This window comes from Fluctibacter halophilus, from assembly GCF_020687825.1.
Classification (GTDB): Bacteria; Pseudomonadota; Gammaproteobacteria; order Enterobacterales; family Alteromonadaceae; genus Fluctibacter; species Fluctibacter halophilus.
On the sequence record NZ_JAJEWP010000001.1, the window covers coordinates 1,601,549 to 1,624,786 of the forward strand.

Annotated in this window: 23 protein-coding genes; 10 read left to right on the top strand and 13 right to left on the bottom strand. The window is 52.7% G+C overall.

Annotation, left to right across the window (positions count from 1 at the left end; all coding sequences use genetic code 11):
- Window positions 1–5: 5 nt before the first annotated feature.
- Together nudB and aspS are read right to left on the bottom strand one after the other, a co-directional pair.
- A complete protein-coding gene (gene nudB / locus LJ739_RS07620) occupies window positions 6–452 on the bottom strand; it encodes a dihydroneopterin triphosphate diphosphatase (RefSeq protein ID WP_229158785.1) in 447 nt (148 codons plus the stop codon).
- The gene (gene aspS / locus LJ739_RS07625) at window positions 449–2,221 is read right to left on the bottom strand and encodes an aspartate--tRNA ligase (protein WP_229158787.1); all 1,773 of its coding nucleotides are present in this window, start codon (window positions 2,219–2,221) and stop codon (window positions 449–451) included. Before aspS ends, nudB begins: the two co-directional genes overlap by 4 nt.
- A gap of 585 nt (window positions 2,222–2,806) precedes the next feature.
- On the opposite strand from aspS, the gene LJ739_RS07630 reads away from it, so the two are divergent.
- The 4 genes from LJ739_RS07630 (at window position 2,807) to LJ739_RS07645 (ending at window position 4,959) form a co-directional block, all read left to right on the top strand.
- Window positions 2,807–3,454, top strand: a complete 648-nt coding sequence (locus tag LJ739_RS07630; protein ID WP_229158789.1) for a DUF2589 domain-containing protein — start codon at window positions 2,807–2,809, stop codon at window positions 3,452–3,454.
- 107 nt (window positions 3,455–3,561) lie between these two features.
- Window positions 3,562–4,092, top strand: a complete 531-nt coding sequence (locus LJ739_RS07635) for a DUF2589 domain-containing protein (RefSeq protein ID WP_229158791.1) — start codon at window positions 3,562–3,564, stop codon at window positions 4,090–4,092.
- Between the two features lie 40 nt (window positions 4,093–4,132).
- The gene (locus tag LJ739_RS07640) at window positions 4,133–4,747 is read left to right on the top strand and encodes a DUF2589 domain-containing protein (RefSeq protein ID WP_229158793.1); all 615 of its coding nucleotides are present in this window, start codon (window positions 4,133–4,135) and stop codon (window positions 4,745–4,747) included.
- A complete protein-coding gene (locus LJ739_RS07645) occupies window positions 4,744–4,959 on the top strand; it encodes a hypothetical protein (RefSeq protein ID WP_229158795.1) in 216 nt (71 codons plus the stop codon). Before LJ739_RS07640 ends, LJ739_RS07645 begins: the two co-directional genes overlap by 4 nt.
- A 16-nt stretch (window positions 4,960–4,975) precedes the next feature.
- Here the strand turns inward: LJ739_RS07645 and LJ739_RS07650 are convergent, their stop codons facing one another.
- The 8 genes from LJ739_RS07650 to LJ739_RS07685 all read right to left on the bottom strand — a co-directional run bounded on the left by LJ739_RS07650 (window position 4,976) and on the right by LJ739_RS07685 (window position 13,926).
- Window positions 4,976–6,334 (bottom strand): sigma 54-interacting transcriptional regulator, encoded by a 1,359-nt coding sequence (locus LJ739_RS07650; RefSeq protein ID WP_229158797.1) that lies wholly within the window; start codon window positions 6,332–6,334, stop codon window positions 4,976–4,978.
- A complete protein-coding gene (locus LJ739_RS07655; RefSeq protein ID WP_229158799.1) occupies window positions 6,331–6,924 on the bottom strand; it encodes a hypothetical protein in 594 nt (197 codons plus the stop codon). Before LJ739_RS07655 ends, LJ739_RS07650 begins: the two co-directional genes overlap by 4 nt.
- Window positions 6,921–8,327 (bottom strand): sensor histidine kinase, encoded by a 1,407-nt coding sequence (locus LJ739_RS07660; RefSeq protein WP_229159475.1) that lies wholly within the window; start codon window positions 8,325–8,327, stop codon window positions 6,921–6,923. The genes LJ739_RS07655 and LJ739_RS07660 overlap by 4 nt, the downstream gene beginning before the upstream one ends.
- 137 nt (window positions 8,328–8,464) lie before the next feature.
- The gene (locus tag LJ739_RS07665) at window positions 8,465–8,707 is read right to left on the bottom strand and encodes an EF-hand domain-containing protein (RefSeq protein ID WP_229158800.1); all 243 of its coding nucleotides are present in this window, start codon (window positions 8,705–8,707) and stop codon (window positions 8,465–8,467) included.
- A gap of 447 nt (window positions 8,708–9,154) precedes the next feature.
- A complete protein-coding gene (locus tag LJ739_RS07670) occupies window positions 9,155–9,598 on the bottom strand; it encodes a tellurite resistance TerB family protein (RefSeq protein ID WP_229158802.1) in 444 nt (147 codons plus the stop codon).
- Between the two features lie 90 nt (window positions 9,599–9,688).
- On the bottom strand, window positions 9,689–10,678 hold the full coding sequence (locus tag LJ739_RS07675; protein WP_229158804.1) for an NAD(P)/FAD-dependent oxidoreductase: 990 nt from the start codon (window positions 10,676–10,678) through the stop codon (window positions 9,689–9,691).
- A gap of 229 nt (window positions 10,679–10,907) precedes the next feature.
- A complete protein-coding gene (locus LJ739_RS07680) occupies window positions 10,908–13,298 on the bottom strand; it encodes a zinc-dependent metalloprotease (protein WP_229158806.1) in 2,391 nt (796 codons plus the stop codon).
- A gap of 58 nt (window positions 13,299–13,356) precedes the next feature.
- On the bottom strand, window positions 13,357–13,926 hold the full coding sequence (locus LJ739_RS07685; RefSeq protein ID WP_229158808.1) for an HAD family hydrolase: 570 nt from the start codon (window positions 13,924–13,926) through the stop codon (window positions 13,357–13,359).
- Between the two features lie 108 nt (window positions 13,927–14,034).
- Between LJ739_RS07685 and LJ739_RS07690 the strand changes: the two genes are divergently transcribed.
- The 4 genes from LJ739_RS07690 to LJ739_RS07705 all read left to right on the top strand — a co-directional run bounded on the left by LJ739_RS07690 (window position 14,035) and on the right by LJ739_RS07705 (window position 17,542).
- Window positions 14,035–14,688: a dUTP diphosphatase gene (locus LJ739_RS07690; RefSeq protein WP_229158811.1), complete on the top strand. Its 654-nt coding sequence runs from the start codon at window positions 14,035–14,037 to the stop codon at window positions 14,686–14,688.
- A 107-nt stretch (window positions 14,689–14,795) separates the two neighbouring features.
- Window positions 14,796–16,052 (top strand): SEL1-like repeat protein, encoded by a 1,257-nt coding sequence (locus tag LJ739_RS07695; RefSeq protein WP_229158813.1) that lies wholly within the window; start codon window positions 14,796–14,798, stop codon window positions 16,050–16,052.
- A 62-nt stretch (window positions 16,053–16,114) separates the two neighbouring features.
- Entirely contained in the window at window positions 16,115–16,438 is a 324-nt protein-coding gene (locus LJ739_RS07700; protein WP_229158815.1) for a DUF962 domain-containing protein, read from the top strand.
- 78 nt (window positions 16,439–16,516) lie between these two features.
- Window positions 16,517–17,542 carry an MBL fold metallo-hydrolase gene (locus LJ739_RS07705; RefSeq protein ID WP_229158817.1) on the top strand — a complete coding sequence of 342 codons (1,026 nt, stop codon included), beginning with the start codon at window positions 16,517–16,519 and terminating at the stop codon, window positions 17,540–17,542.
- Between the two features lie 8 nt (window positions 17,543–17,550).
- On the opposite strand, the gene LJ739_RS07710 is transcribed toward LJ739_RS07705, so the two are convergent.
- A complete protein-coding gene (locus LJ739_RS07710) occupies window positions 17,551–17,715 on the bottom strand; it encodes a hypothetical protein (protein ID WP_229158819.1) in 165 nt (54 codons plus the stop codon).
- Between the two features lie 57 nt (window positions 17,716–17,772).
- On the opposite strand from LJ739_RS07710, the gene LJ739_RS07715 reads away from it, so the two are divergent.
- The gene (locus LJ739_RS07715) at window positions 17,773–18,495 is read left to right on the top strand and encodes an SIMPL domain-containing protein (protein WP_229158821.1); all 723 of its coding nucleotides are present in this window, start codon (window positions 17,773–17,775) and stop codon (window positions 18,493–18,495) included.
- 57 nt (window positions 18,496–18,552) lie between these two features.
- A complete protein-coding gene (locus LJ739_RS07720; protein WP_229158823.1) occupies window positions 18,553–19,476 on the top strand; it encodes a hypothetical protein in 924 nt (307 codons plus the stop codon).
- Here LJ739_RS07720 and LJ739_RS07725 read toward each other — a convergent pair.
- Window positions 19,455–21,890: an EAL domain-containing protein gene (locus LJ739_RS07725; protein ID WP_229158825.1), complete on the bottom strand. Its 2,436-nt coding sequence runs from the start codon at window positions 21,888–21,890 to the stop codon at window positions 19,455–19,457. The two genes, LJ739_RS07720 and LJ739_RS07725, sit on opposite strands and share 22 nt — an antisense overlap.
- 242 nt (window positions 21,891–22,132) lie before the next feature.
- Window positions 22,133–23,221, bottom strand: coding sequence for an ABC transporter permease (locus LJ739_RS07730; protein ID WP_229158827.1), 1,089 nt, complete (start codon window positions 23,219–23,221; stop codon window positions 22,133–22,135).
- Between the last annotated feature and the right edge of the window lie 17 nt (window positions 23,222–23,238).

Consider the following 23,238-nt stretch of genomic DNA (forward strand, 5'->3'; position numbering starts at 1 on the left):
TCCAGTTAAGGTTGCGGGATAGACGGCACCCAGTGCTCAATCGCCCTGGCATTGGTATCTGACCAGCAGCGTTGCCGGGCTTCATCTTTGCCCAGCCACACATAGTCTGAATGCTCGGTCAGCACCGGCTCAAAAGGTCGAGGTACGCACAGAGTAAACAAATATTCAGTGTTGGTCACCGTACCGGGTGGGTATCGGTGCAACCATTGAGAGCGAATGGTGTACTGGCTGACGCTGCGACAGTCATGCAAGGCAAGCCCGCTGGCCTGGCAGTCCAGACCGGTTTCTTCCAACACTTCCCGTAGCGCGGTTTGGTGGGGATGTTCGTCGGCCTCCAGCGTACCGGTAACGGATTGCCAAAAAGCGGGATCATCCAAACGCTGCAGCAGTAACACCTGCCCGGCGGTGGTGTGGATCACCACCAGCACGGACTCAGGTCGTTTAAAACTCACTCGGCGTCTTTTTCGTCTTTGCTGACGGTACGGATGGCAAGTTCCTGTAACTGTTCCGGATTGGCAAATCCGGGAGCATCGGTCAACGGACACGCCGCGGTGGTTGTTTTCGGGAAGGCCATGACATCACGAATGGAGGTTGCACCGGTCATCAGCATCACCAGACGATCCAGGCCAAACGCCAGGCCGGCATGAGGTGGCGCACCGAACTTGAGTGCTTCGAGCAAAAAGCCAAACTTCACTTCAGCTTCCTCGTCTGAAATACCCAGTAAACGGAACACTGCTGCCTGCATGGCCGGTTCGTGGATACGCACCGAACCACCACCCAGCTCAACTCCGTTCAATACCATGTCATAGGCATTGGAAATCGCGTTGGCGGGATCGGCAGCCAGTTGCTCCGGGGTCATGTCGCGAGGCGCGGTGAACGGATGGTGCAACGCATAGAAACGGCCATCATCTTCTTCGAACATCGGGAAATCGACAACCCATAGAGGCTTCCAGTCGCCTTCCAACAGGTCCAGGTCTTCACCCAGCTTAAGGCGCAATGCCCCCAGCGCTTCAGACACAACGGTTGCGCTATCAGCACCAAATAACAGAATGTCACCGTCTTCGGCACCGGTGCGCTCAAGCAAGGCCATGGCGGCCGCGTCAGGCAGGAACTTCAGGATTGGTGATTGCAAGCCGTCCATACCGTCGGCCTTGGCATTCACTTTCAACCAAGCCAATCCTTTGGCTCCGTAAATACCGACAAACTTGCCATAATCGTCGATCTGCTTGCGGGACAGGCTGGCACCGCCGGGTACCTTGATCACAGCTACGCGGCCTTTGGGATCATTGGCCGGGCCGGCAAAGACTTTAAATTCAACGTCTTTCAGGATATCGGCCACATCGACCAGTTCGAGGGGATTACGCAGATCCGGTTTGTCACTGCCAAAACGGCGCATCGCTTCCGCGTACGTCATGCGCGGGAATTCACCCAGATCAACACCAAGCATTTTATTGAACAAATCCCGCGCCAAACCTTCAGTGATGGCCATCACACCGTCAGCATCCAGGAACGTGGTTTCCAAGTCAATTTGGGTGAACTCAGGCTGGCGATCGGCACGCAGGTCTTCATCACGGAAGCACTTGACGATCTGATAGTAACGATCCATGCCAGACATCATCAGCAACTGCTTAAACAGCTGCGGCGACTGGGGCAACGCAAAAAACTGACCTTTGTGGGTACGGCTTGGTACCAGATAATCCCGAGCACCTTCCGGTGTTGCTTTGGTCAGTATCGGTGTTTCAATGTCCAGGAACCCTTCCCCTTCGAGGTACTGCCGCACAGCACTGGTGACCCGGGCGCGGAATTTCAGCCGTTCGGTCATCAGCGGGCGACGCAGATCCAGATAGCGGTATTTCAAGCGCTGTTCTTCGGAGTTTTCCTGATTCCAATCCAATGGCAGTACTGCTGACGTGTTGAGTACCTTCAGACCTTTGCCCAGGATTTCGATCTCACCGGTAGACATGTCTTTATTCACCTGGCCTTCAGGACGCGCACGGACCAAACCGGTAATTTGTACACAGTATTCATGTCGTACCGCATTGGCAGCGTCAAACACATCGGCCAGATCAGGATCGTAAACGACCTGCACGATACCTTCACGATCACGCAGATCAAGGAAGATTACGCCTCCCAAATCACGTCGCTTGTTAACCCAGCCACATAATGTGACTTCCTGTCCGATATAAGTTGCGTCGATGTTGCCGCAATAATTTGTGCGCATGAAAAAACAGCCTCTGCATCGGGTCGTTGATGGCGATGGCGCGACCCTAGAATATGGTTAATAGAAAAGCCGCATAGTATAAACAAAACCGCTGCAATACCAAATAGCCCAACAGGGTTATTGATACCCACATGCTCAGAAAATAACCACTTCAGTACAGCTTGTAGCATCGCCGTGTCGCACAAAAGCGGGTTCCAAAGCGGCGGTGACAAAAACACCAGATAATTAGGTGCAATAATTCTTTTATGGATATTTTTTTACACGACCATACAGCGGATTCATTACTTTTTATTTTTCAATGCATTAGAGAATAACCAAGCCATCATGCGGTCATATTATTAGCCTTTAAACCAAAAAGCTTATGAGGTTTTAATTTTGCTAAGCTCAATTTCTTGAACTAAAGTCCAGCAGAACTACTAAGGTAAATAATTATAACTTCATGCGCTAAGTGGGTTTTCCCACAACAGGGCTCCTAGGGACGGTGTTGTCGTTCTGTTCTATCCCCGATGTTGAAGCCATAAAACGAAACGAAAACCGCAGTGCGTTTTTCGTGTGTATTGGACCAAAACAAGTAAGGATAACACCATGTCAGGACTCGTTTCGATGGCGCAGCAGTTCAGCGGACTTCCGATTAAGTCATTGATCGCCGCGCCCCTCAAAGCAGCCGCCGATGCCAATGGTATGATGGCTCGGACACAAACCCAATTTATGCTCAGTACCTGTTTCGAAAAAGGCAGCAGTGATACTGATCCTCTTAAACCGATCATGATCACGTTTACCGTGACCCGATCCATCATCAAGTCAGACGGTACCCCAGCCACACCACCGACGGCTGAAGTCACGTTCACCTTGCCGCTACTGACGATCATACCGCTCAACTCGTTGGCCGTTGACAATGTGACGGTAAATTTTGAAATGGAAGTGAAAAGCAGTACCTCGACTGACAATGAGACCAGCAGTGAACAGGAGACGGCAGCGAAGGCTGATATTACGGCCAAATACAACGCAGGCTTGTTCTCTGTTGAAGTGCACGGCTCCGTGTCCCACAACAGCAAAACGACGTCTTCAGAGAAACAGCATTACGAAGCGTCCAACCAGGCCAAATACGAGATCAATGTGCATGCCGGTCAACTGCCGTTACCCAAGGGTGTCACGACCATCATTGACGCCTTTACCAAAAACATTGACCCCATTATGTTGAAACCGGACGGTACTACCCCACCGCCTCCATAGCAAACAGGCGACGTGCAGCAGGCAAGGTGTGAAACACAGCGCCTGCTGTACGGGGCTCGCCACCCGATGGAATGCACTACGCTACCGGGCAGAGGAAAGCACCCACTATGATAAAGTTTCAAGCATTGATGCAGGCCATTCACCAGAGCATTCAGGCCGCCAGTAAGGCAGTGGAATCGGAGGGAATGCGCCACGTTGAGAGCTTTTTCGAAAAAGTAAAAACCGAAAAAGACTCAACCCAAGAGGATGACAAGGACAGCGCGTCGGCACCGTCAATTGGACGGGTTACCCATCGCCCCAAAATGGTCGCTATGGAGTTCCCACGACGCACTGCCGAGGGTGTTGAAACAGTGGTTGCTCATGTGCCACTGATCACTCTGACCCCAATCAGCACGGCCAAGGTCAAAGAAGTGAAATTCACTACTCACCTGGATATTGCCAACGATGACAACGGTGAAGATCTGCTGGTGACTTTTTCTCCCGGCGCACGGAAAAACCTGTTTGGTCGCAGCACAAACGGTGTCAAAACCACCAATACGATGTTGGAAATCACCCTTACCGGAGGAGAAACCCCGGAAGGACTGCAACAAGTCATTGATGGTTATGAACGGGCGCTACGGGCGCAGATCCCCGGATAACTGGCGTTTGCAACGAGATCCGCGATAAGGAGCCCTTACTATGGCTGACACACCTTCATCCAGCCACCTGGCGAAGCAATTTTCCGGCGTCCCGCTGAAAGCGCTGATGGGCGCGCCACTGAAAGCGGCCAGTGATGCCAATGGCATGTTGGCCCGTTCACAAACCCAGTTTTTACTCAGCACCTGCTTTGATGTTGATGAGAATAAACCGGGTTACATGATCCCCCGCATGATTAGCTTTACCCTGAGTCGACAGGTTCTGGCCAGCGACGGTAGTCATAAAACCACTGAATCGATGGATTTTGTCGTGCCGTTGATGGCGATCATCCCCATCAACTCGCTCGCTATAGAGACACTGAAGGTGTCTTTTGAAATGGATGTAAAAAGCACCACCGAATACAGCCAGGAATCATCACAAAGCCACAAGGATGCCAGCGATGATGATATTTCCCGTCCCTATCGTGGCCATCAATACAGCACCGAAGTTCACGGCAGCCTGCGTACCAGCGGGAAAGGAAAAACGTCATCGGCAGTGCGCTACGTCATAGAATTAACCGCAGGTCAGTTGCCGTTACCGAAAGGCATTACCACCATCCTTGATGTGTTCAGCAAGAACCTGACCCCCATCCCCAGTAAAACAGAGGACAGTCAATGAACATTCAGACCCAAATTCCTTGTCCCGATTGTGGCACACCGATACCGGTTGACGGTGCAATGTTGCTGACCGGCACCCGATTCAGTTGTCCAAACCCACAATGCCATTGTGCCATTGCCTTAAACAGCAACGACCGTCAGGTTGTCGCCAATGCCTTCGAGCAATTCAGCTACCTGCGAGAACGGGCCCAACACATGGCGTCCGGTCATTAACGTCTCGACGTTTGTCTTACGCAGACGCCGCTTCCTGTTTGAAGTCGGAAGATTGTAAGTCGTGTTTTTTCATCAGCTTATGCATGTCGGTCCGATTGCGACCCGCTAATTCAGCTGCGCGGGTGACGTTACCATCGGTCATTTTCAGCAATTTGAGCAAGTAGCTTTGTTCAAATGCATCGCGCGCCTCGGTCAATGTCGGCCAGCGCTGTTCTGACGAGGACAATGCCTGTTCAACCAGGTGCGCGGGGATCACTGCGGTTTGCGTGAGTGCCACACACTGTTCAACCACGTTAACCAGTTGACGCACATTACCCGGCCACGGGGCTGTGACCAGCAGTTGCATGGCATCATCGGAAAATTTGCTGACTTTAACGCCATGACGCTCTGCACTTTGCTGCAGCAGATGTCGGGCCAGCAACGGAATGTCTTCTGAGCGCTCGTGCAGACTTGGCAAGCTCAGGTTGACCACGTTCAGACGATAGTACAAGTCTTCGCGAAAATTCTGATTGGCCATTTCTTTGGCCAGGTCTTTGTGGGTAGCAGAGATAATCCGCACATTCACCGGGATCTGCTTAGAGCTACCCACCGGGCGGATTTTCTGCTCTTGTAAGGCCCGCAACAGCTTCACCTGCAGGGTGATGGGCATGTCACCAATTTCATCCAGAAATAAGGTGCCGCCATCGGCTTCACGGAACAAGCCCTGGTGCTCATGCACAGCCCCCGTAAATGCCCCTTTGGTATGGCCAAACAGTTCTGATTCGAGCAGGTTTTCCGGCAACGCGCCACAATTGATCGCCACAAACGGCTTGTCTGCCCGATCGCTGGCATTGTGCAGGGCATTGGCCAACAACTCCTTACCAGTTCCACTGGCTCCGGTGATGAGCACACTGACATCCCGTTGTGCGACGCGGTAGGCCTGGTCAAGCAACTGCTCCATTTCCAGCGAGCGAGTGATAATGTTCTGACACCAACTGCTGTTTTGCGTACCGCTGCTTTGACTCAAGGCACGGTCCAGCAGGGCACGCAAATTGTCATGATCAATCGGCTTGGTCAAAAAACCAAACACACCCCGTTGCGTGGCTTCAACCGCATCCTCAATGGTGCCGTGCGCCGTCATCAGGATGACCGGAATGTCTTTGCGCTGGGCCATGATTTCCTCAAACAGACTCAATCCGTCTAAACCCGGCATACGCAAGTCACTGAGCACGGCATCAAAAGTCTGCGTATTGAGGATTTTCAACGCCTCTTTGCCGTCCTGAGCAGAAACCACCTGATAACCTTCCCCTTCGAGACGTATTGTCATCAGGCGTAACAAGCTATCGTCGTCATCAACCAACAGGATCTTGGGCAAGGTTTGACTGTGTTTGCTCATGGCTCGATCCCCTCTCTTTTTTCCATCATGGATGCTTCAATTTTCAAAAACTGTTCGATTTGCGCTTGTTGCTGCTTCAGACGCTCTTCCTGTGCTGATAGTTTGCCCTTAAGCTCTTCGATTTCCCGGGACTGACGAGCGTTGATACGGGTCAAAATGGTCAGCGCGGATTCATATTCCAGTGATTCCTGACTGGTCGAATACACCAGCCCGTGAAAGAACCTCTGCCAATCCCCTGACAGACTCTGCAACAGACCGTCGAGTTGATTTTGTGCGCGCAGACGATCCTGGTAGGGCGTTCCCCTGCCCTGACTGAGCAACACTTTTTTCAATGTCAGCGCTGGGCTATCGCCCGACAGGCGTTCTATATGCTGCTTACGTTCACGCCAACTCAGCTCGTTGTTCTGAAACCAGAACGTCACCCAGTCCATCAACGCACATTGCTTGTCAGCGGCCACATCCACACATAAATGTTGCTCTGATACCTGCGTTGCCGGAGGCGTATTAAAGGTGCCAAAAGGTGATTGAAATGACGCACATCCTGACACTGCCAGTGTTGCTGCGCACAACCCTACAACACGCAATTTCATCGATATTCTCCATTGGCCGGCAAACAAACCCGGACACAAAAATCGGCCCCTTCAACTTCAACGATTTCGGCACTGCCGTGCATCATGCGGGCACAGTCAGCGACGATCGACAAGCCGAGGCCGGAACCCGTAACGCGGTCATTGCGACGATTTTCTCCGCGCTTGAACGGTTCAAAAAGCTGTTCCCATTGTTCTTTCGGCACGCGCTGACCACGGTTGCCAACATCCAGGACAACCATGTCACGTAACGCATACAGGTGAATATGAATCGGTCGACCGACGGACCCGTGCGCCAGGGCATTGGACAACAAATTGTCCAGAATACGCCGGTACAGATTCGGATCCACGTACACCCTGTCAAGCTCAATGTCCTGCTCCACCTGATGATCATTCTGCTGGATCGCTAATGCATTATCACTCAGTACGTCATTCACCAATGCACTGGGATCGATCTGTTGATACACAGGCTTGGCCTGCTGCAGCAACAGGTTGTAATCGAGTAATTGCTCAATCAGCAGATTGAGACGCTCCGTACTGTTGTTCAGTAATGACAGTACTTCCTGCTGTTGATTGTTCAATCGTCCAACCACCTGCTCACTTAACAACGAGCAGCCTTCTTTGATACTGGCCAGCGGCGTTTTCAGTTCATGGGATGCATGTCTGAGCAACGCGTGACGCAGGTGCTCCAGTTGGGTGAGACGGTCCGCCAACCAGTGCAGTTTATGCTCAAGTTCAATCAGCTCTTTGGGACCCGATTGAGAAATGCCCGGCAATGTTTCGTCCTGTCGGGCAATCGCACCGATCACGCGCTCGATTTTTGCTACCGGTGCAAGGATTAACTGGCTGGCAAAGACCATCAGTATCAGTGATACCGTCACCAGCAAGCCTGTTGACCATGCCTGGGTTTGTTGTACTGACGAGACATATTGCTGTTGTTGTTGAATACGGGTATCGAGTAACGAATCGACATCGTCCTGCAATGTGGACAAAGAACGACGGAACTCTGCCAGTTGCGCATCGAGTAACAATTCATCGCTGGGCTTTGGGTTGGCGATAAACCAATTCAGACGCTTATCAACGTCGATGCATACAGTCCGTTGTGGCAATTCCGTGCACACGCTGTCCAGTAGGGTGCGCAGACGATGAATCGACGTGGTGGCCAGCTCCACCAGTTCAGGCTTATTGAGCACAAAGTGTTGTCGAAGGACCCGTTCAATATCGATGGAGATCCCTTTGATGGTGCTGACATCGCGCACCATACCAACCGAAAACTGCGCTTCGCTGGCAGCAATTTCGCTCATTTTGCTCAACGTATTCTGGCTGTGCCATAGCAATACGCCCAACGGCACCAATGCCAGCATAAAGCTGCCTAGCGTGAGTTGTCTTAACGAACCAATACGCACCCGGATCCCTCTTTTGCTCATCCGTGCCAACGTCGACAATGCCCCCTGCAGTGACATTGCACGCTTGCTACGCCGAATAAGGCCATGATAGCGCAAATGAGAGGAAGGCGTCGTCACAAGAATACCGCCGGGCGAACTCAGAATGCCCGCTGTGTAATGAGATCAGAGTCGGAAACTTCGTCAATGCTCAATTTGCCGTCTCCGTTTTTATCGATTTTACCAAAAACCGCGAGCAGATTCGGATCAGCAACCGCTTCCTTAATACTGATGAAGCCGTCTTTGTCCTGATCCAAACCGGAAAAGCTGATGGTGGGTGCAGCAGTTGCAGGCATAGCCACACCAGCGCTCAGTAGTACGGCATAGTGTAAACCCCTTTGCATGATTCTCTCCCTGCATTGACCCAGGCGCATTGCGCCAGAAAAAAAATAGGCATCCCTGCCAAAGTTGGTGTCACTCATAATGAGTAGCCCCAGGGACAGCACGTTAGTTGCAAACGCCATCGCAGCCAATAACAAAACCGTTATTTGTGTTGTCCACTGTGAAGCCCGCTATCCATAAACCTTAGGAACCAGAAAGGTTGGGTTCACAACAACCCCTATTACACGTCCCGTGCCACAATTATATTTTCCTTTTATTTCAAAAGGTTAAATTGATTTATTGGGGGAAATGAGAAAAACACAAGGCATAAACCGCGATTCACCCGCAATAATGTACCCAATAACAGACATCAACAAGCGTGATTATAAAATATTTATACAAATCAATACGTTAAAAAGTATCTATTTTGCGACACCTTATGGTGGGAACGTCTTATTTTGGCGACAGTGCTATGGTTTTGCGGCCAGTTTGCTTTGAATGTAGGCGCTGTGTGGGACATACAATAAATCAGCGATTTTGCGGATCAGGTGTTCTTCCAGCGGGGCCAGGTGCGCATCAGCATAGGCAATGTGCCAGAGGCTTTCGAGAATGGCGCGTTTCTGATCACCATCACAGTGTTGATTAATCACACGGGTAAACTGAACGAAATCAGCCGCGTGTGCCGCTTCTTTCTGCGCCATCGAAATAAGGGTTTCCAGTTCATCAGCCGCCAAGGCTGTGTGCTGTTGCAAACGCTGACGGCATACCGACCATTCCTGTTCGTGCTGCTCATCGTCGGCTCTGAGGATTTCAAACAATAAACAAGCCGTTGCAACATCCACGGAATGCCCTTTGTTGTGCTCCGATGTATCGGACAACTGTTGTTGAAACCAATCTGCCAATTGTTTGAACATAGTAAAAACCCTCCTCGCCTTGTAAACATGATGGCTTGTGGGGGAAAACGCAACCGAAGCAGCGACCAGCGCGCGATAAAACGCGGGCGGTTACGGTACGGTTTCCACAGCCATGCTTTGCAGGCTGGAAGTAACCTGTTTAGCAGCCTGCCACGCGCTTTGCACCGATGCGCCTAAGCTCCAGTCACCGGCGGCAATAAGTCGCTGCTGCTGACTGACAAGAATGCCGGGAGGTTGCTCCGTAGAAAGGGGACGAGCCAGACGCCACAGATGCCGGTAATGATGCAACACTGACGGAACAGGCTGTTGGCAGATATCCGTTAACGCCTCCAGTCCGGCGCGGATAAGGCCTCCCTCGTCCAAATCCACATGTTGCTGACTGAATTCGTGATTGAAATACAGCGTCCATACATTGCCATCACCATCGCGCCCAGGCTTGTCGCTGTTATTGACCAAACACTGAAGTACCGGGTGCTTTGCCCTGACCAATGGGCCTGGTAACGACAGCGGAGCATCGAAAGCAAGGGCCAGAGCCCAACACGCTTGCCATTGCTGCTCCCCAACAAACATGCCAGGGGCATTGTCATGCAATAAGGCATGGGTCTGTGGCCAGGGCGCGGTGCAAACAACAGCGTCGAAGACACCGTATTTGTTGTGATCGTCATCCCACAGCAACCAACCACTGTCTAACGGTTGAAGATGAGACACTCTGACACCGGTGTGCAATTGGATCCCCTGAGTCAATGATTTGCACACCTGATTCATGGCAGGAACAAACACATACTGGGGTACGTCTCGGTCCGCCTTAAAGCCGTTGGCATCCCAGGTCAGCGGTTTAGCAGGCCAAGACTGGGCCAGTCCCTGGTCACACCATAGCTGCATCTGGTGATTAAAGTCCGCATCGGTGGCCGGCACGACCGGCGCCCCCATGTCCACGCTTCCCCACGACAAACGTTTGTGGGTACAACGGCCACCACGGCCTCTGGACTTTTCAAACAGTACAACCTGATGGCCTTGTGCGTTGGCTTGATGGGCACATAAACTGCCGGTCATCCCGGCACCAATGATGGCAATTTTCATTCAGCTTCCCAGACTAATCAGCAATGGCCTGTATACGGGCTACCGCGCAATGCGATCACCTTCATCTGTGGTGATTGCACCGCATCAAAACGCACTACACAAAGATTGACGGTTAAATTCCGGTAATATTATTTACCTTTCCAAGGTATTCAGTTATGCTCATATCCAGTTCCCGAGTCGTGCCCTACACAAGGCACTTTGAGACAAGGATGTCGTTTTTTCTCGGAACTCAGATAGGCGAACCCGGCGGTAACGGTTTTACTTCAAAATCTCCCTGCCACTCGCCGTTCTCCAGATACCAATCCAGATACATCGCCAATACCTGATGCTCTGAAGGCCCCTGGTGGTCTTTCAACCAACGATGCAAACGGATGACCTGAAACAGCATATCCCCTTTAACTTCCGGGCTAAGCTCGGGTGCTTCAATCGCGGTCATCACTTTATGCAGCATCAGATATGCCAGTCTCGGCATCCGAGTGCGAGTCTCCTCATCCGCATTTCGCAATAGGGTATCGAACAGGTGATTGACCACAGTCGCCGGCGACAGCCCGTTTGTGGTTGCTTGTCGCTGCAGCGCCAGGCGATTCAGGCGCTCGGTATTGAGCAGCAAGTCCAGAACATAGCCGGCCAGTGATTCCGCTGCGCTGTCTGGATCAAACACCACCCCGGTGCGCCCATGGAAGCTTTCCCGGTCACGAGACTCACCGTAGGCTTTGGGCGGGATCAATGCGGATATGTGCGCCGGTAACTGCAGATAATCAGGCGTCAGCAGTGCCAGTAGTGCGTTCATTGCCTCGACCTGACGCGCCGGTTGAACGGCCTTTTGTTGTGGTGCCGGTTGCCCCGGAGCGGGCTTGACCCAGTATCCATATTCAACGCCGCCGATCAGTTTTGCGACTGCCGCAATCTGGTAGCGGCTCAGCAGGTAAATCGGCGCAAGCCGCTCCTCCAGTGAAGACAGCGACTGCTCCGGCGGCAGCGCATTCAGTCCGAATCGACGCAATGCGATTTCACGCACACGGTTCAAGTGCTGCAATTCGGCCACTGGTGCTGCACCATTGTCCCACAAGTGACCATGAGGATTAGCCGCGCCCGCTGGACGCGCATCGGGGTCGGAAATAAAGCGATACCCCTGTGACAGAGTCTGTGCAATCTGCTGTTCCAGGTATTGGGCCTCATTCAGAGCGGGTGGCAAATCCTGATAACCGTAAGCAATCACACGCTTGTCCCATGCACCAATTCCCAAATCGTAGGCCTCATCCAACAGGATCCGGCCATCGTCAATACGCAGTTTCGGGTGAGGATAGTCCATGACTGATGCGCGGTTTTGTTCGCTGGCGGCGAAGTTATGGGCAATCCCCAAGGTATGCCCCACTTCGTGAGCTGACAACTGGCGGATACGGTTTAATGCCATCTGTTGTTGCGCTTCGGTGGACTGGTTGCCATCGACAAACGGGCTGGTCAGCCCCAGCGCAATAAGGTAGTCCTGGCGCACCCGCAGCGAACCGAGAGTGACATGACCTTTGATGATTTCTCCGCTACGGGGGTCGATAACCGAACTGCCGTAGGACCAGCCCCGGGTGGCACGGTGAACCCATTGGATGACGTTATAGCGCACATCCATCGGGTCGGCATCATCAGGTAGCACCTTGACCACAAACGCCCCTTTGTACCCTATCGCCTCAAAGGCCTGGTCCCACCAGCGGGCGCCATCTAACAGCGCGGTTCTGACTGGCTCAGGAACACCCGGGTCGAGGTAGTACACGATAGGTTCAACCGGCGCACTGATCTCAGCTTCTGGATTTTGCTTGCGCAAGCGGTGACGGGGAATAAAACGCACATCCATGCTGTCCTCCAGAGGAACTGCATAATCCTTATAACCCAGTGCCCAATAACCAGACATCGGATGGAACGCGCGAGGCTGATAGCCGTCATCCGGCAGGCGTACAAAGGAATGATGCATGTGCACAGTCAGGCTGTCCGGTGATGGCGCCACCTGTTTCACATATTCGCCGGCTTTGCTGCCACCGAAGGTGATCAGCGCTTCCAATTCTGTGTTGTCGACAAACGCCTTGGTGCGCGCTAAAAACACACCGCTGCGGGTAGGGTCGGGTTTAAAATTGCCTTGCTTGGTTGCGTCCAGTTGAGTAGCAACACCGTGAATATCTGACAGCAAAAAAGCCGTGTAGTCGACCAGCAACGCACCGCCTGATTCCGCCACAATCGGCAGACCGGCGATGACTGAAGACGCAAAGGCTTCGTCGATACTGGCCCGTTCAGCGGCATTGTCGGACACCGCACGGTAGTGGGTGTTTTTCTGACGGAGAAGAACATTGGCGCCAAACCGTTCAAACTGAACGATGCGGGTTTCACCCAACTGGCCCCGGTCGAGCCCGATATCGTTGGACCCCAAACCTCGGGGTAAACTGCTCTGAAACAAGAGTGGCGTGTCCAGTGCGTCGATATGTAAATACACCTTGCCATCGGACGGGTTGTAATACAGATCAATGAATCCCTGCTGCTCAGTCAGTGCATTCTGCTGGGCAAATTCACTCACCGTAGGTAGCGCCAACGCGACGCTACTGATGAACCATAAAACAACGCCAACCCATCGGCTCATGTGACTTTCCTCGTGTGTTTTTTTGCCAATTTAGCAGAAGAAGTCGTTCCAGATCACGTCAAATTGCATACAATTCTTGATAGAGCTGTTGAAAACAAGGCAACACCCTGTCCGCCAAATGGGCATAGGATACGTCCTTATGACCGTATAACCAGGCGGCCATGTTGGCATTCTTGGCAGCCGCCAGATCGTAGTAATAGTCACCAATGTAAACAATCTCCTGACAGGGGATCTGCCAGCGTCTGGCAATCTGCAGCAGCGCCTGGGGATGAGGTTTGGGTAATGCGTCTTCGCGGGTCAGCACACAATCAATTGGCACACTGCAGCCAGCCATTTTTGTTGCTGTCGCCTGGCGGTTATTGCGGGTGACAATCGCCACAGGAATATCACGCTGACGCAATAACGACAGTACATCATCAGCAAAGGGCATCCAGTGGGCTTGCTGCGCATCCAGCAGTTCATGGCGGGCAATTTCAGCCGTCGCAGCACTGCGCTGTGGCTCAGCAAGACTGGCAACGTAATGCAGGATATCCTGCCCCTGCGGGCATCCGACCGCCGCTCGCATCGCGGCGAAATCTAACGATGACTGCACCAGTGTTCCGTCTAAATCAAATATATAGCCTCGCATGCCCCTCTCCGCTCTCCGTATTTACCCTTGCCTTTTTGCCTACCAATGAGTACTTTGTGCAGCACTTTTCAGGATCAAATCTCAACGGTTAAAACAACAGGAATTACCATGCTTAGTGAGCAACAACTCGCCACCATGCTGCAATTGCAGGACAAGATGAACAAAAAAGTAAATCCTGCCTGGCTGACCGCCGGTTATCAGTATTTACGTGCAGCGATGATCGAGTCTGTTGAAGGCATCGAGCATCATGGCTGGAAATGGTGGAAAGCTCAACACAAAGACCTGCCACAACTGCAAATGGAACTGGTCGACATCTGGCACTTCGCGCTATCCGCGATCATCATCGATTTTGACGGTGACATTCAGCGCTCTGCTGACACCATTGCCGACGAGTTAGCCAAGGGTACTGACATTGTCACTTTTGATGGTCAGAACTATGACTTCAGCCAACAGACCCTGTTGGACAACCTAGAACTGATGGCCGGACTTTGTGCAGCGAAACGCTTCAGCGTTCCGTTGTTTATGCATATCGTTACGCAGGCAGACATGAACGCCGACAGCCTGTTCCAACAATATGTTGGAAAGAACGTGCTCAACTTCTTCCGTCAGGATCACGGTTATAAGGACGGTAGCTACATCAAAATCTGGCACGGCCGGGAAGACAACGAACATCTGGTCGAAGTGCTCAATAGCCTGGACAGTGGCAGCAGCGATTACTCCCAGGCCGTATATGATGGCCTGCAGGCGCGCTACCCTGAATAACCAACGCTGTGTACACAGATGCTTTTTCGCCACTGCACTGGTAGGATAAAATCCAGTGCAGCGGGTCCCAGACCCGTCTAGCAAGGATGCCAACCCGGAGACGTACAATGCAATGCTGGCAACGATTGGGCATTTCACCGACCCAAGACAAAACACTGATTGAAAAAGCCTACCGGGATGCCCTGGCGGGTATTGATGCGCTGCAACACCCTCAAGACATCGATGCCTTGGTTCAGGCCCGCGATGAGGCACTGGTGCAGGCCGATGCTTTGTCGCAGACCAAAGCCACAGCAGATAACACGACCACACAATCGAAACGCTGGACCCTGAACCTTGTCGTCTGGGGTGCCGTCGTCGTCAGTCTCGGCTTTATCATGTTTCGCTTTTCCAGCCATGTCAGTGAAACGGTGGCCGGAAGGGATACCGTCGACCCGGCCCTGGCACAACAACGGCAAGCCTGCAACAGTCTGGAATTGCCGGTCCCGGGAGATGCACTGGATAGCTGCATAGCACTGGCTGACAGCGGTGACGTTGACGCCCAAAAACGGCTTGCCTGGCTGTACACCCAGGAAGGCGAAACCCAGGACTGGCAACAAGTGTTTGACTGGCTGCAAAAAGCCAAACACCATGACAAGCTTTCTCGCCTGATCTCAAGCGTACTGCTGTTTGTCAAAGGGGAATCCGAAGAAGACAAAGTGGCTGGCGAGCAAGGTATCATGCAACTGAGTCACGAGGGTTTTGCGCCAGCGGATGCCTATCTTGGTGTCATGTACTTTCTGGATCGTAACACCCAACCGCGCTTCGCCAACCCGTTATGGATGCTGGAAAAAGCCCATGATGCTGACCCGTCGCTGGTGACCGTGTTTGAACTGGTCAGGATCTATTCCAACGGTTTTGCCGGGCCCGCCAATCTGGACAAGGCACGCCAGGTTTTACAACAAGCGGCAAAACGAACCTATCCTGACAATGCTAATGATGTGGCATGGTTTCTTGCCACCATGGATCGCAACCCATTGACCCCCCCTGAGTACCCACTGACATTGATCAAACCCGTGATTGAGTCGCCCGAATACGCAGACAACTTTGCCTACGTTGATACGCTGGCCGCAGCCTATGCAGCAACCGGAGAATTCGACAAAGCCGAGCAAATCCAGCATCGCGCTATCGCGCTGCTCAAAGAGGCAGGGGAAGATGAGCAGTGGTATGCCGATCAGTCAGAAACCTTCACCGAGCGACTGAGCCAATATCAGAATGGTGAGCGCCCTGTGTACTATCATTTTGAACTCGACAGGGACGAGTTTTTCGATAACCTCAAGGGCAATATCGAAAACTGGTTGCTGGACAAGCTGGGCGACCAGGGCTAGGTTGAGATTGCGTCCGACGCTGTTTTTGCGTAGTTTTAACAGACCTTGTTAATGAGGACAGCATGATGGGCACCGTGGCCGATAAAGACAGCTTTTCCAGCCTGCGCGAGTTTTATCCCTATTACCTGCAGGAACATAAGAATAAAACCTGCCGCCGACTGCACGTTGTCGGTAGCTTTCTTGTGCTTGGCATTCTTGCCTATGCGCTGGCAACCCAACAGTACGTTTATCTGTGGCTGATGCCGCTGGCCGGATACGGCTTCGCCTGGGTGGGGCATTTCTTCTTTGAAAAGAACAAGCCGGCGACCTTCAAATACCCCTTGTACTCCTTTGTGTGCGACTGGATCATGCTCAAAGACATTTTGCTCCGTAAAGTTCCCTGGTAGAACGGCACCAACGTCTTCTGCGCTATACTCAGCTTTATTGTTGTCATCGCCCTGAACAGGGTTCACAAGGAGCAGTGAATGAGCGCATTGCAAGCTCTACCATCATTTGTGTTGGCGTTGTTCTTTGTCGCCCTCGCAGCATGCAGCACAAAACCGCTGGAACATATCACCCAGTCAAATCTGGCCCCATCCCCCACATCCGCGTTACACGGCCGTTTTTTTGGTACTACCACACTCCTGATCAGCGACGGTGAAACCCACATCATGGTGGATGGCTTTTTCACCCGGCACAGTAAGTGGCACACCGTCATCAATGGCATCCAATCCGATCGCTGGCACATCGCCCAAGGGCTGCTAAAGGGCAAGGTGACAACCCTTGACTGGTTGCTGATCTCCCATGCCCATTTCGATCATGCGCTGGATGCAGACAATACCGCGACCATGACCAATGCGACAGTGATAGGTTCACAGCAATCCCTGCAACACATAACCCGTGCCCCAACACGACAGATGCAGCCTCACTTTCCGCTACACGACAGCAAATTCGATATTTACAGTTTTGATTCCGGTCATATCCAGAAGAAACCTTTCTCTCAATGGATTGAAAACACTTACGTTTGGGCTGCTCGAGGCAGTGCATTTGCCGACCCGGGAACCGTGTACAGTTTCCTGCTGACGCACCCTCAAGGTAACCTCCTGATCGTTCCCAGTGCGCGTTTTCCGGACACAATCAAACTCCCCGTTGCCGCGGATACCGTGTTTCTGGGCATTGGATTAGTCGGTAAACTTGAAGATTCAGACATCGAAGAATTATGGCAACATGCTGTCGTCAATACCTGCGCCAGGCAGGTCATTCCCATTCACTGGGACGACTTTACCCATCCTATTGCGCCGAATATTCCGCCAACTCAGCCGCCGTTTGATGACCTCGCGCACACCTTCAAAATCCTGCAGCAACTGTCTGAACGGGATGGCATCCCGATCATCTTTCCCCCCGCCTATCGACCATTTGCTGTTATCCCGGAGACAAAGCCTTTCTCCTCGTCCGACAACGTTTGTCTGCAGGTTCAAAGGCAAGATAAAATGACCAACGCTGAAACATAAGCGCGGTATTAACGGCGCAGCCTGGCCAACTGATCGATGATGGCTTGTGCTACATCTGCGGATGAGAAGCAGTTCTGGCCGGTAATAATGCGCTCTAACGCTTGTACGTGGAGGGTTATCCGGGCGCCATATTTTGGCCCCAATTGATCATCAGTTTGCCACGCCCCGTCCATCTGATCCCCCGGTTTGCTACCTAAACTGACAGTCCCAATACCGATTCAGGAACAACAATGAAAAACAATCGAAATGCTATGGCATGGTCAGGGCTGATGGTCGCAATCGGCCTGAGTGTGGCGGGTTACTTTGTCAGCCAAACCTTGTACAAATCAAAAATTGCGGTCAATGTGGCAGAAGTAAAAGGCCTGGCGGAGCGCACTGTACGCGCCACTCAAGCCATCTGGAAACTGGACTTCACCGTCAGTGCCGATGCCACGACCCCACTGGAAGGGCTGTACAGAGAAGCCGAAGCCCGCCAACAGGCGATCCGGGACTATCTGCTGCAAGCAGGGTTCACCAGCTCAGACATCACCATTGGCGTCATCGACTATGCCGTGCGGGAATACCGCAACAACAATCAGGTGCTGGTTGAACGGCAACACAGCCTGACCGGGTCGCTGGAAGTCAATTCAGCTGACGTGGGCCGTGTTGCCGATGTACGGGCGGGGGTAAACAGCCTGATTGCCAAAGGGATCCCCCTGAACAATCATGCACCCCGCTATCTGTTCACGGCATTAAACGCCATCAAGCCGGACATGCTCAGAGAAGCCACCCAAAATGCACGTATTGCCGCTAATGAGTTCGCCAGCATGGCTGACGTCAAGGTGGGTGGCATTCAACATGCCCGCCAGGGCAACTTCAGTATCCGCGATACCGGGGAACAATACGGCGATGACCGCAAAATTGAAAAAGACGTGCGGGTTGTTACCAGTATCACCTTCTACATGACAGAGTAATTGCGCCTAAAGTTGTTCAGGCTGTGGTCGATAACACCGATAACGGGAGGATTGTGCATGGACATTGTGCACCAACTCACATCGGTCGACCACGACTACCTGCAACAGCGCCAACAAACGGTGACAGCTTCTGCTGCCGGTTCGCCTGCGCTGTCGTCATCGTCGACACCCGCTCCTGTTGCATTGACCTACACGCCGGAACAACAGGTGAAGCTGCGCCTGATAGCATCACTGCATGAGGAGGCTTCCCCCGCCTTGCACCATGCTCTGTTAAACGCCCTCGCGGATACGCTTCAGGAAACCACCCTGTCCGCTCCCGAACGACAAGCAGACCCCAGTGCGATGGTACGGGTAAAAGAACACCTGTATGAATACGAAAAGTTACACTACAGCACACAACTTGAAGCGCGGCACAGTGATGGGCAGGAACACAGCCTATCCCTGTCGTTAACCTTTGAACGGGAACTGATGTACTCGCGGGAATTGACCATGAGCCTGGCGGCGTTCAAAGATCCGCTGATCGTGAATCTCGGCCACAACAGTGCATTGTTTGGTCCAGGCCAGACACGGTTTGATCTGGATGCTGATGGCATCGACGAACAGCTACCGAGGCTAAACCGAGACGTGTGGTATCTTGCCCGGGACAACAACAATAACGGTTTCATCGACAATGGCAGCGAGCTGTTTGGCGCCCTGAGTGGCGACGGTTTTGCCGAGCTCGGCACCTTGGACAGTGATAACAACGGCCTGGTCGATCAGCGTGATAGCCAGTTTAACACCCTAAAACTGTGGCGCAGCCAGGCGCCATTGAGGTCGTTAGATGATGCCGGGATCAGTGCAATTTCCACCCATGCAACATCCACCCCGTTTACCTTTACCGATCAATCAGCAAACCCACTGGCGGCATTGCGCAAAACCGCGGTATTCATTACCGATGACTTGCAATTGGGCGGGGTTCATCAGGTGGACTTTGTCGTATAACGCGCCAACAGCTTAACCGCGGACGGAATATCCATCGGTTTGTGGAACAGGAACCCCTGACCGTATCGGGCCCCCAGGGCGAGCACAATGTCCCGCTGCACGGTATCTTCAATCCCCTCAACCACCACTTCCATATTCAACGAGTTGGCCAGGGAGATGATCGCGGTGGTGATCGACTGTGACGTTTCCGACTGTTCCAGCGTGCTGACAAAAGAGCGATCAATTTTGACCACATCAATGGGTAACTGATGCAGGTAACTCAACGAAGAATACCCGGTGCCGAAATCATCCAGGATCACCCGCTGACCGGTTTTTTTCACCTCATGGAGGATGAAATTCGCTTTGCCCAGATGATTGATCAATGCCCTCTCGGTGATTTCTATGTTCAGCGCGCCGGGGGGAATACGGTGCTTTTTCAACGTTGCAGTGAAAAAATTCAGAAAGTCTTCCGCGGCGATGGAGTTACTCGACAGATTGATATTGAGGTACGGCAGTGGCTGCATTGACGGCAACCAGCTGGCCAACAACTCGCAGGCTTTTACCAGCATAAAACGGTCGATATCAATGATTTGCCCCGACTTTTCAGCGATTTCGATGAAATCTGCCGGACTCACCACCCCCTTGCTTGGATGGGCCCAACGGATCAGGGTTTCAAACCCGACCACAGCCTGGGTATCCAGATTAACGATCGGCTGCAAGTAACATTCAAATTGATCTGCTTTTATCGCTTCGGCCAACTCCTGCTCAATGATCAAGGTGTCTTTGACGTGTTGATCGGTGATCTGATGATGAAACACAAAGCAACCTTTGCCCTGCTGTTTGGCCTGATACATGGCGTCATCGGCACAGCGCAACATGTCGGAAGGCAACAAGGTGTCAGTGACAAACTCATTGGCATGTACGATACCGATGGACGTGGATGCCGGCACGCGGTATTCCCCTGCCGGTAAAGAACCGCCCAACGCCTCTATGATGCGGGTCGACAATTGGGCGGCACCGCTCATGTCTTCCACATCTTCCAGCAGGATAGCAAATTCGTCGCCACCGAAGCGGGCCAGGGTGTCTTCCTTGCGCAGGCATTGTTTGACGGTCTCACCCACGGACTTGAGCAGCTTATCGCCTACGTGATGGCCATAGGTATCGTTCACCAGTTTGAACCTGTCCAGATCCAGGAACAGAATGCAGGTCAGCTTCTGCGCCCGACGGGCATCTTTTTCCAGCGCATGGCTGAGTCGGTCAATAAACAGCGCCCGATTTGGCAGCCCGGTCAACTCGTCATGCAACGCCAGATGTTGCAATAAGGTTTCGTCGTTCTTGCGTTTGATGGCAATGCTGATTTTCTGCGCCACATAGCACAGCGCTTCCTGGGATTTTTCCGAGAATGGGGCTCGTCGCCGGGTATTTTGCACCACCACCACACCGCGGATCTGGTTATCGATCATCAGCGGTACCCCCATCCAGGCATAGGGCAACGCACTGTTGCCAGATATCCCCCAGCGGTCGGCGAGTTGCCCCAGCGTCTCAACATCATACAGCTGTGGGTGCTGCTCGGCGAACACCGTTTGCGCCAGCCGTTGGGTCAACGTCTGTTCGGCAATACAATGCTCAAAGGTGTGGCCGGCATCAGGCGCATAAGAATAAGGGCAGATGAAATGCTCACCGTTGTCGTCAGACTGGACGATGTACATTGAATCGGATGGAATGAGATCCGACAGAATGTGGTGCAACTTGATGTAAAAATCGTTCAAATCGGCCGACAAATGCACCAGCTCGGTAATATCGAACAAGGCCTTCTGCAGACGCTTCACATCCTCCAGCGCGTGAATGGTGGTTTCCAGTTTCCTTACGTTCTGCAAGCTTGCATACTTGCTGGCAATCACCGACGCGATGGCCTGTAACGTAGACACGTGATGAGGTGTATAGAAACCCTGTTGGGAATGCTCGGAATCGATCACCCCGACCAACTGCCCTTCAAACAGGATTGGTACGGCAAGCTCCGACTGACGTTGTTTGTCATCCACAATATAGTCAGACTCTCCCGACAGATCGTCAACCAGGACAGTCGTTTTTGAGGCCGCACAGCGCCCGACAATACCCTCTCCGATGTCGAGTAAGATGGGATCAAGTATGATTTTACCGTTGGGGTTTTTGTCACCATAGGCAGCGGTTTGCACCAGCTTGCCGGTGTTTTCGTCATACAGGTAAACGATGCAATCCTCAAACCCCAATTGGCCGATCACGCGCTCGGTCAGAAACCATGCGATGTCTTCAATGGAATGCATTTCCAGGGTTGAGGTGACAAACTGGATCAGCGCACCGAGGTATTGGTTGGATTGGGTGAGTGACTCAAGGGTCGGTGCCTGGGGCGCGTAATGCCCGGAGCTAAGCAGATTGGTTAACCGCTCAGTGGTCATGACAATGGCCTCTTAGCAAAAGACCAAGGTGTTCGATGTTTCCTCAATGCATCCACGAGTTATGCCCCATTACGCACTACACAAAGCAAAACATCCGATGTTCAGGGAAGTGGTTAGCTGTTGGACCTACCTTTGAGCATATCTATAACGATGGAATGTCGCAACTCCACTGATGCAAAAACCCACACTGAGGTCGGTTTCCCAGCTGACCTCGTATCACAGCCGTAACTCTCAACAGCGGTTCAGCGGACCTGCCATCGCCCATGCACGCCACCAATGACTGCCGTCAATAGGGCCACCAGCAAGCCAGTTGATAGGGTCAGCTGGACAGGTATTGTCACCGCATCAAACCCGTTGCCTAGCTCCAGGTATTGCTGATCCAGTAATATCAGCGCCAACAAAAAACCCAGCACTCCCAGTGCCGCGCCCAACATAGCGTCCAGCATAGCCTGTCCTCGCCGAAGGGTGATCGGATTGGATTGTGGATGATAAGTCGCCACCGACAGTCGCCAGGCCCCGATCACGCCCACAATGAAAAACCCGGCGAGCAGTACCACCCACCAACCCATACGCTCGGTTGATATACCCGGTGTGCCATACGCATAGAATTGCTCAACGCTGGCCACTTGCACCGCACGTCCCAGTTTGTGACTGAACACTTGCTGAAGATGGCGGTGCATATTGGCGGACAGCTGAGGCAAGTACAAAGCCTGAATACCTCCCTGCCCTAACGCAGTTTGTAACGGTACAACCGGCCCCCACAACTCGTTGTCAAAATGGGGATAGCTGGCACTGAACACGCCAACGACTTGCCAGTGCTGATCGGCAATGGTGTAACGATGTCCGATGGCCGATTGCGGGACGTCTTGTAACACCTGTTGCCCCACCACCAATTCCCGCGCCTGGGGATCGAACCAGCGTCCGGACAACAGTTTTACACCGTGCAACTCGCGGGCAATCGCAGGCACACCGCGCAACATCAGCGTTGGTGTTGACGAAGCCATTGGCTCAGCAGCCAGCTCGGTAACCGTTTCTGCAGATATGGGCATCTGCGGCGCCAGGTGATACAGGTAGTCCAGCAGGGTTTGTGTGTCAGATGGGCTGAATTGACTGTCCGCTTCCGCGCTTGCCCCATCCTCAGTGACAATGCTCAGACCATTGTCGAGCGGGATCGGCAGCGCTTTGTTGAGCCCTTTGATCACAGCCAGTTGGAATGACAGCACAAACCCCATCAGGATGCACCACAAGATGATCCCCAGCGTGGACGGTTGCCACACACGGCTCCACCTTCCGGACGTATCCATTGCTTCCCGGTAATTTTCCCTGTTCATCGATGTCTCCTGTACTG

Excerpts from the sequence above, each read along its gene's own strand:
- aspS (WP_229158787.1), bottom strand. The coding sequence starts at position 2,221 with ATGCGCACAAATTATTGCGGCAACATCGACGCAACTTATATCGGACAG.
- LJ739_RS07630 (WP_229158789.1), top strand. The coding sequence starts at position 2,807 with ATGTCAGGACTCGTTTCGATGGCGCAGCAGTTCAGCGGACTTCCGATT.
- LJ739_RS07635 (WP_229158791.1), top strand. The coding sequence starts at position 3,562 with ATGATAAAGTTTCAAGCATTGATGCAGGCCATTCACCAGAGCATTCAG.
- LJ739_RS07640 (WP_229158793.1), top strand. The coding sequence starts at position 4,133 with ATGGCTGACACACCTTCATCCAGCCACCTGGCGAAGCAATTTTCCGGC.
- LJ739_RS07645 (WP_229158795.1), top strand. The coding sequence starts at position 4,744 with ATGAACATTCAGACCCAAATTCCTTGTCCCGATTGTGGCACACCGATA.
- LJ739_RS07650 (WP_229158797.1), bottom strand. The coding sequence starts at position 6,334 with ATGAGCAAACACAGTCAAACCTTGCCCAAGATCCTGTTGGTTGATGAC.
- LJ739_RS07655 (WP_229158799.1), bottom strand. The coding sequence starts at position 6,924 with ATGAAATTGCGTGTTGTAGGGTTGTGCGCAGCAACACTGGCAGTGTCA.
- LJ739_RS07665 (WP_229158800.1), bottom strand. The coding sequence starts at position 8,707 with ATGCAAAGGGGTTTACACTATGCCGTACTACTGAGCGCTGGTGTGGCT.
- LJ739_RS07670 (WP_229158802.1), bottom strand. The coding sequence starts at position 9,598 with ATGTTCAAACAATTGGCAGATTGGTTTCAACAACAGTTGTCCGATACA.
- LJ739_RS07675 (WP_229158804.1), bottom strand. The coding sequence starts at position 10,678 with ATGAAAATTGCCATCATTGGTGCCGGGATGACCGGCAGTTTATGTGCC.
- LJ739_RS07680 (WP_229158806.1), bottom strand. The coding sequence starts at position 13,298 with ATGAGCCGATGGGTTGGCGTTGTTTTATGGTTCATCAGTAGCGTCGCG.
- LJ739_RS07685 (WP_229158808.1), bottom strand. The coding sequence starts at position 13,926 with ATGCGAGGCTATATATTTGATTTAGACGGAACACTGGTGCAGTCATCG.
- LJ739_RS07690 (WP_229158811.1), top strand. The coding sequence starts at position 14,035 with ATGCTTAGTGAGCAACAACTCGCCACCATGCTGCAATTGCAGGACAAG.
- LJ739_RS07695 (WP_229158813.1), top strand. The coding sequence starts at position 14,796 with ATGCAATGCTGGCAACGATTGGGCATTTCACCGACCCAAGACAAAACA.
- LJ739_RS07700 (WP_229158815.1), top strand. The coding sequence starts at position 16,115 with ATGATGGGCACCGTGGCCGATAAAGACAGCTTTTCCAGCCTGCGCGAG.
- LJ739_RS07705 (WP_229158817.1), top strand. The coding sequence starts at position 16,517 with ATGAGCGCATTGCAAGCTCTACCATCATTTGTGTTGGCGTTGTTCTTT.
- LJ739_RS07710 (WP_229158819.1), bottom strand. The coding sequence starts at position 17,715 with ATGGACGGGGCGTGGCAAACTGATGATCAATTGGGGCCAAAATATGGC.
- LJ739_RS07715 (WP_229158821.1), top strand. The coding sequence starts at position 17,773 with ATGAAAAACAATCGAAATGCTATGGCATGGTCAGGGCTGATGGTCGCA.
- LJ739_RS07720 (WP_229158823.1), top strand. The coding sequence starts at position 18,553 with ATGGACATTGTGCACCAACTCACATCGGTCGACCACGACTACCTGCAA.
- LJ739_RS07725 (WP_229158825.1), bottom strand. The coding sequence starts at position 21,890 with ATGACCACTGAGCGGTTAACCAATCTGCTTAGCTCCGGGCATTACGCG.
- LJ739_RS07730 (WP_229158827.1), bottom strand. The coding sequence starts at position 23,221 with ATGAACAGGGAAAATTACCGGGAAGCAATGGATACGTCCGGAAGGTGG.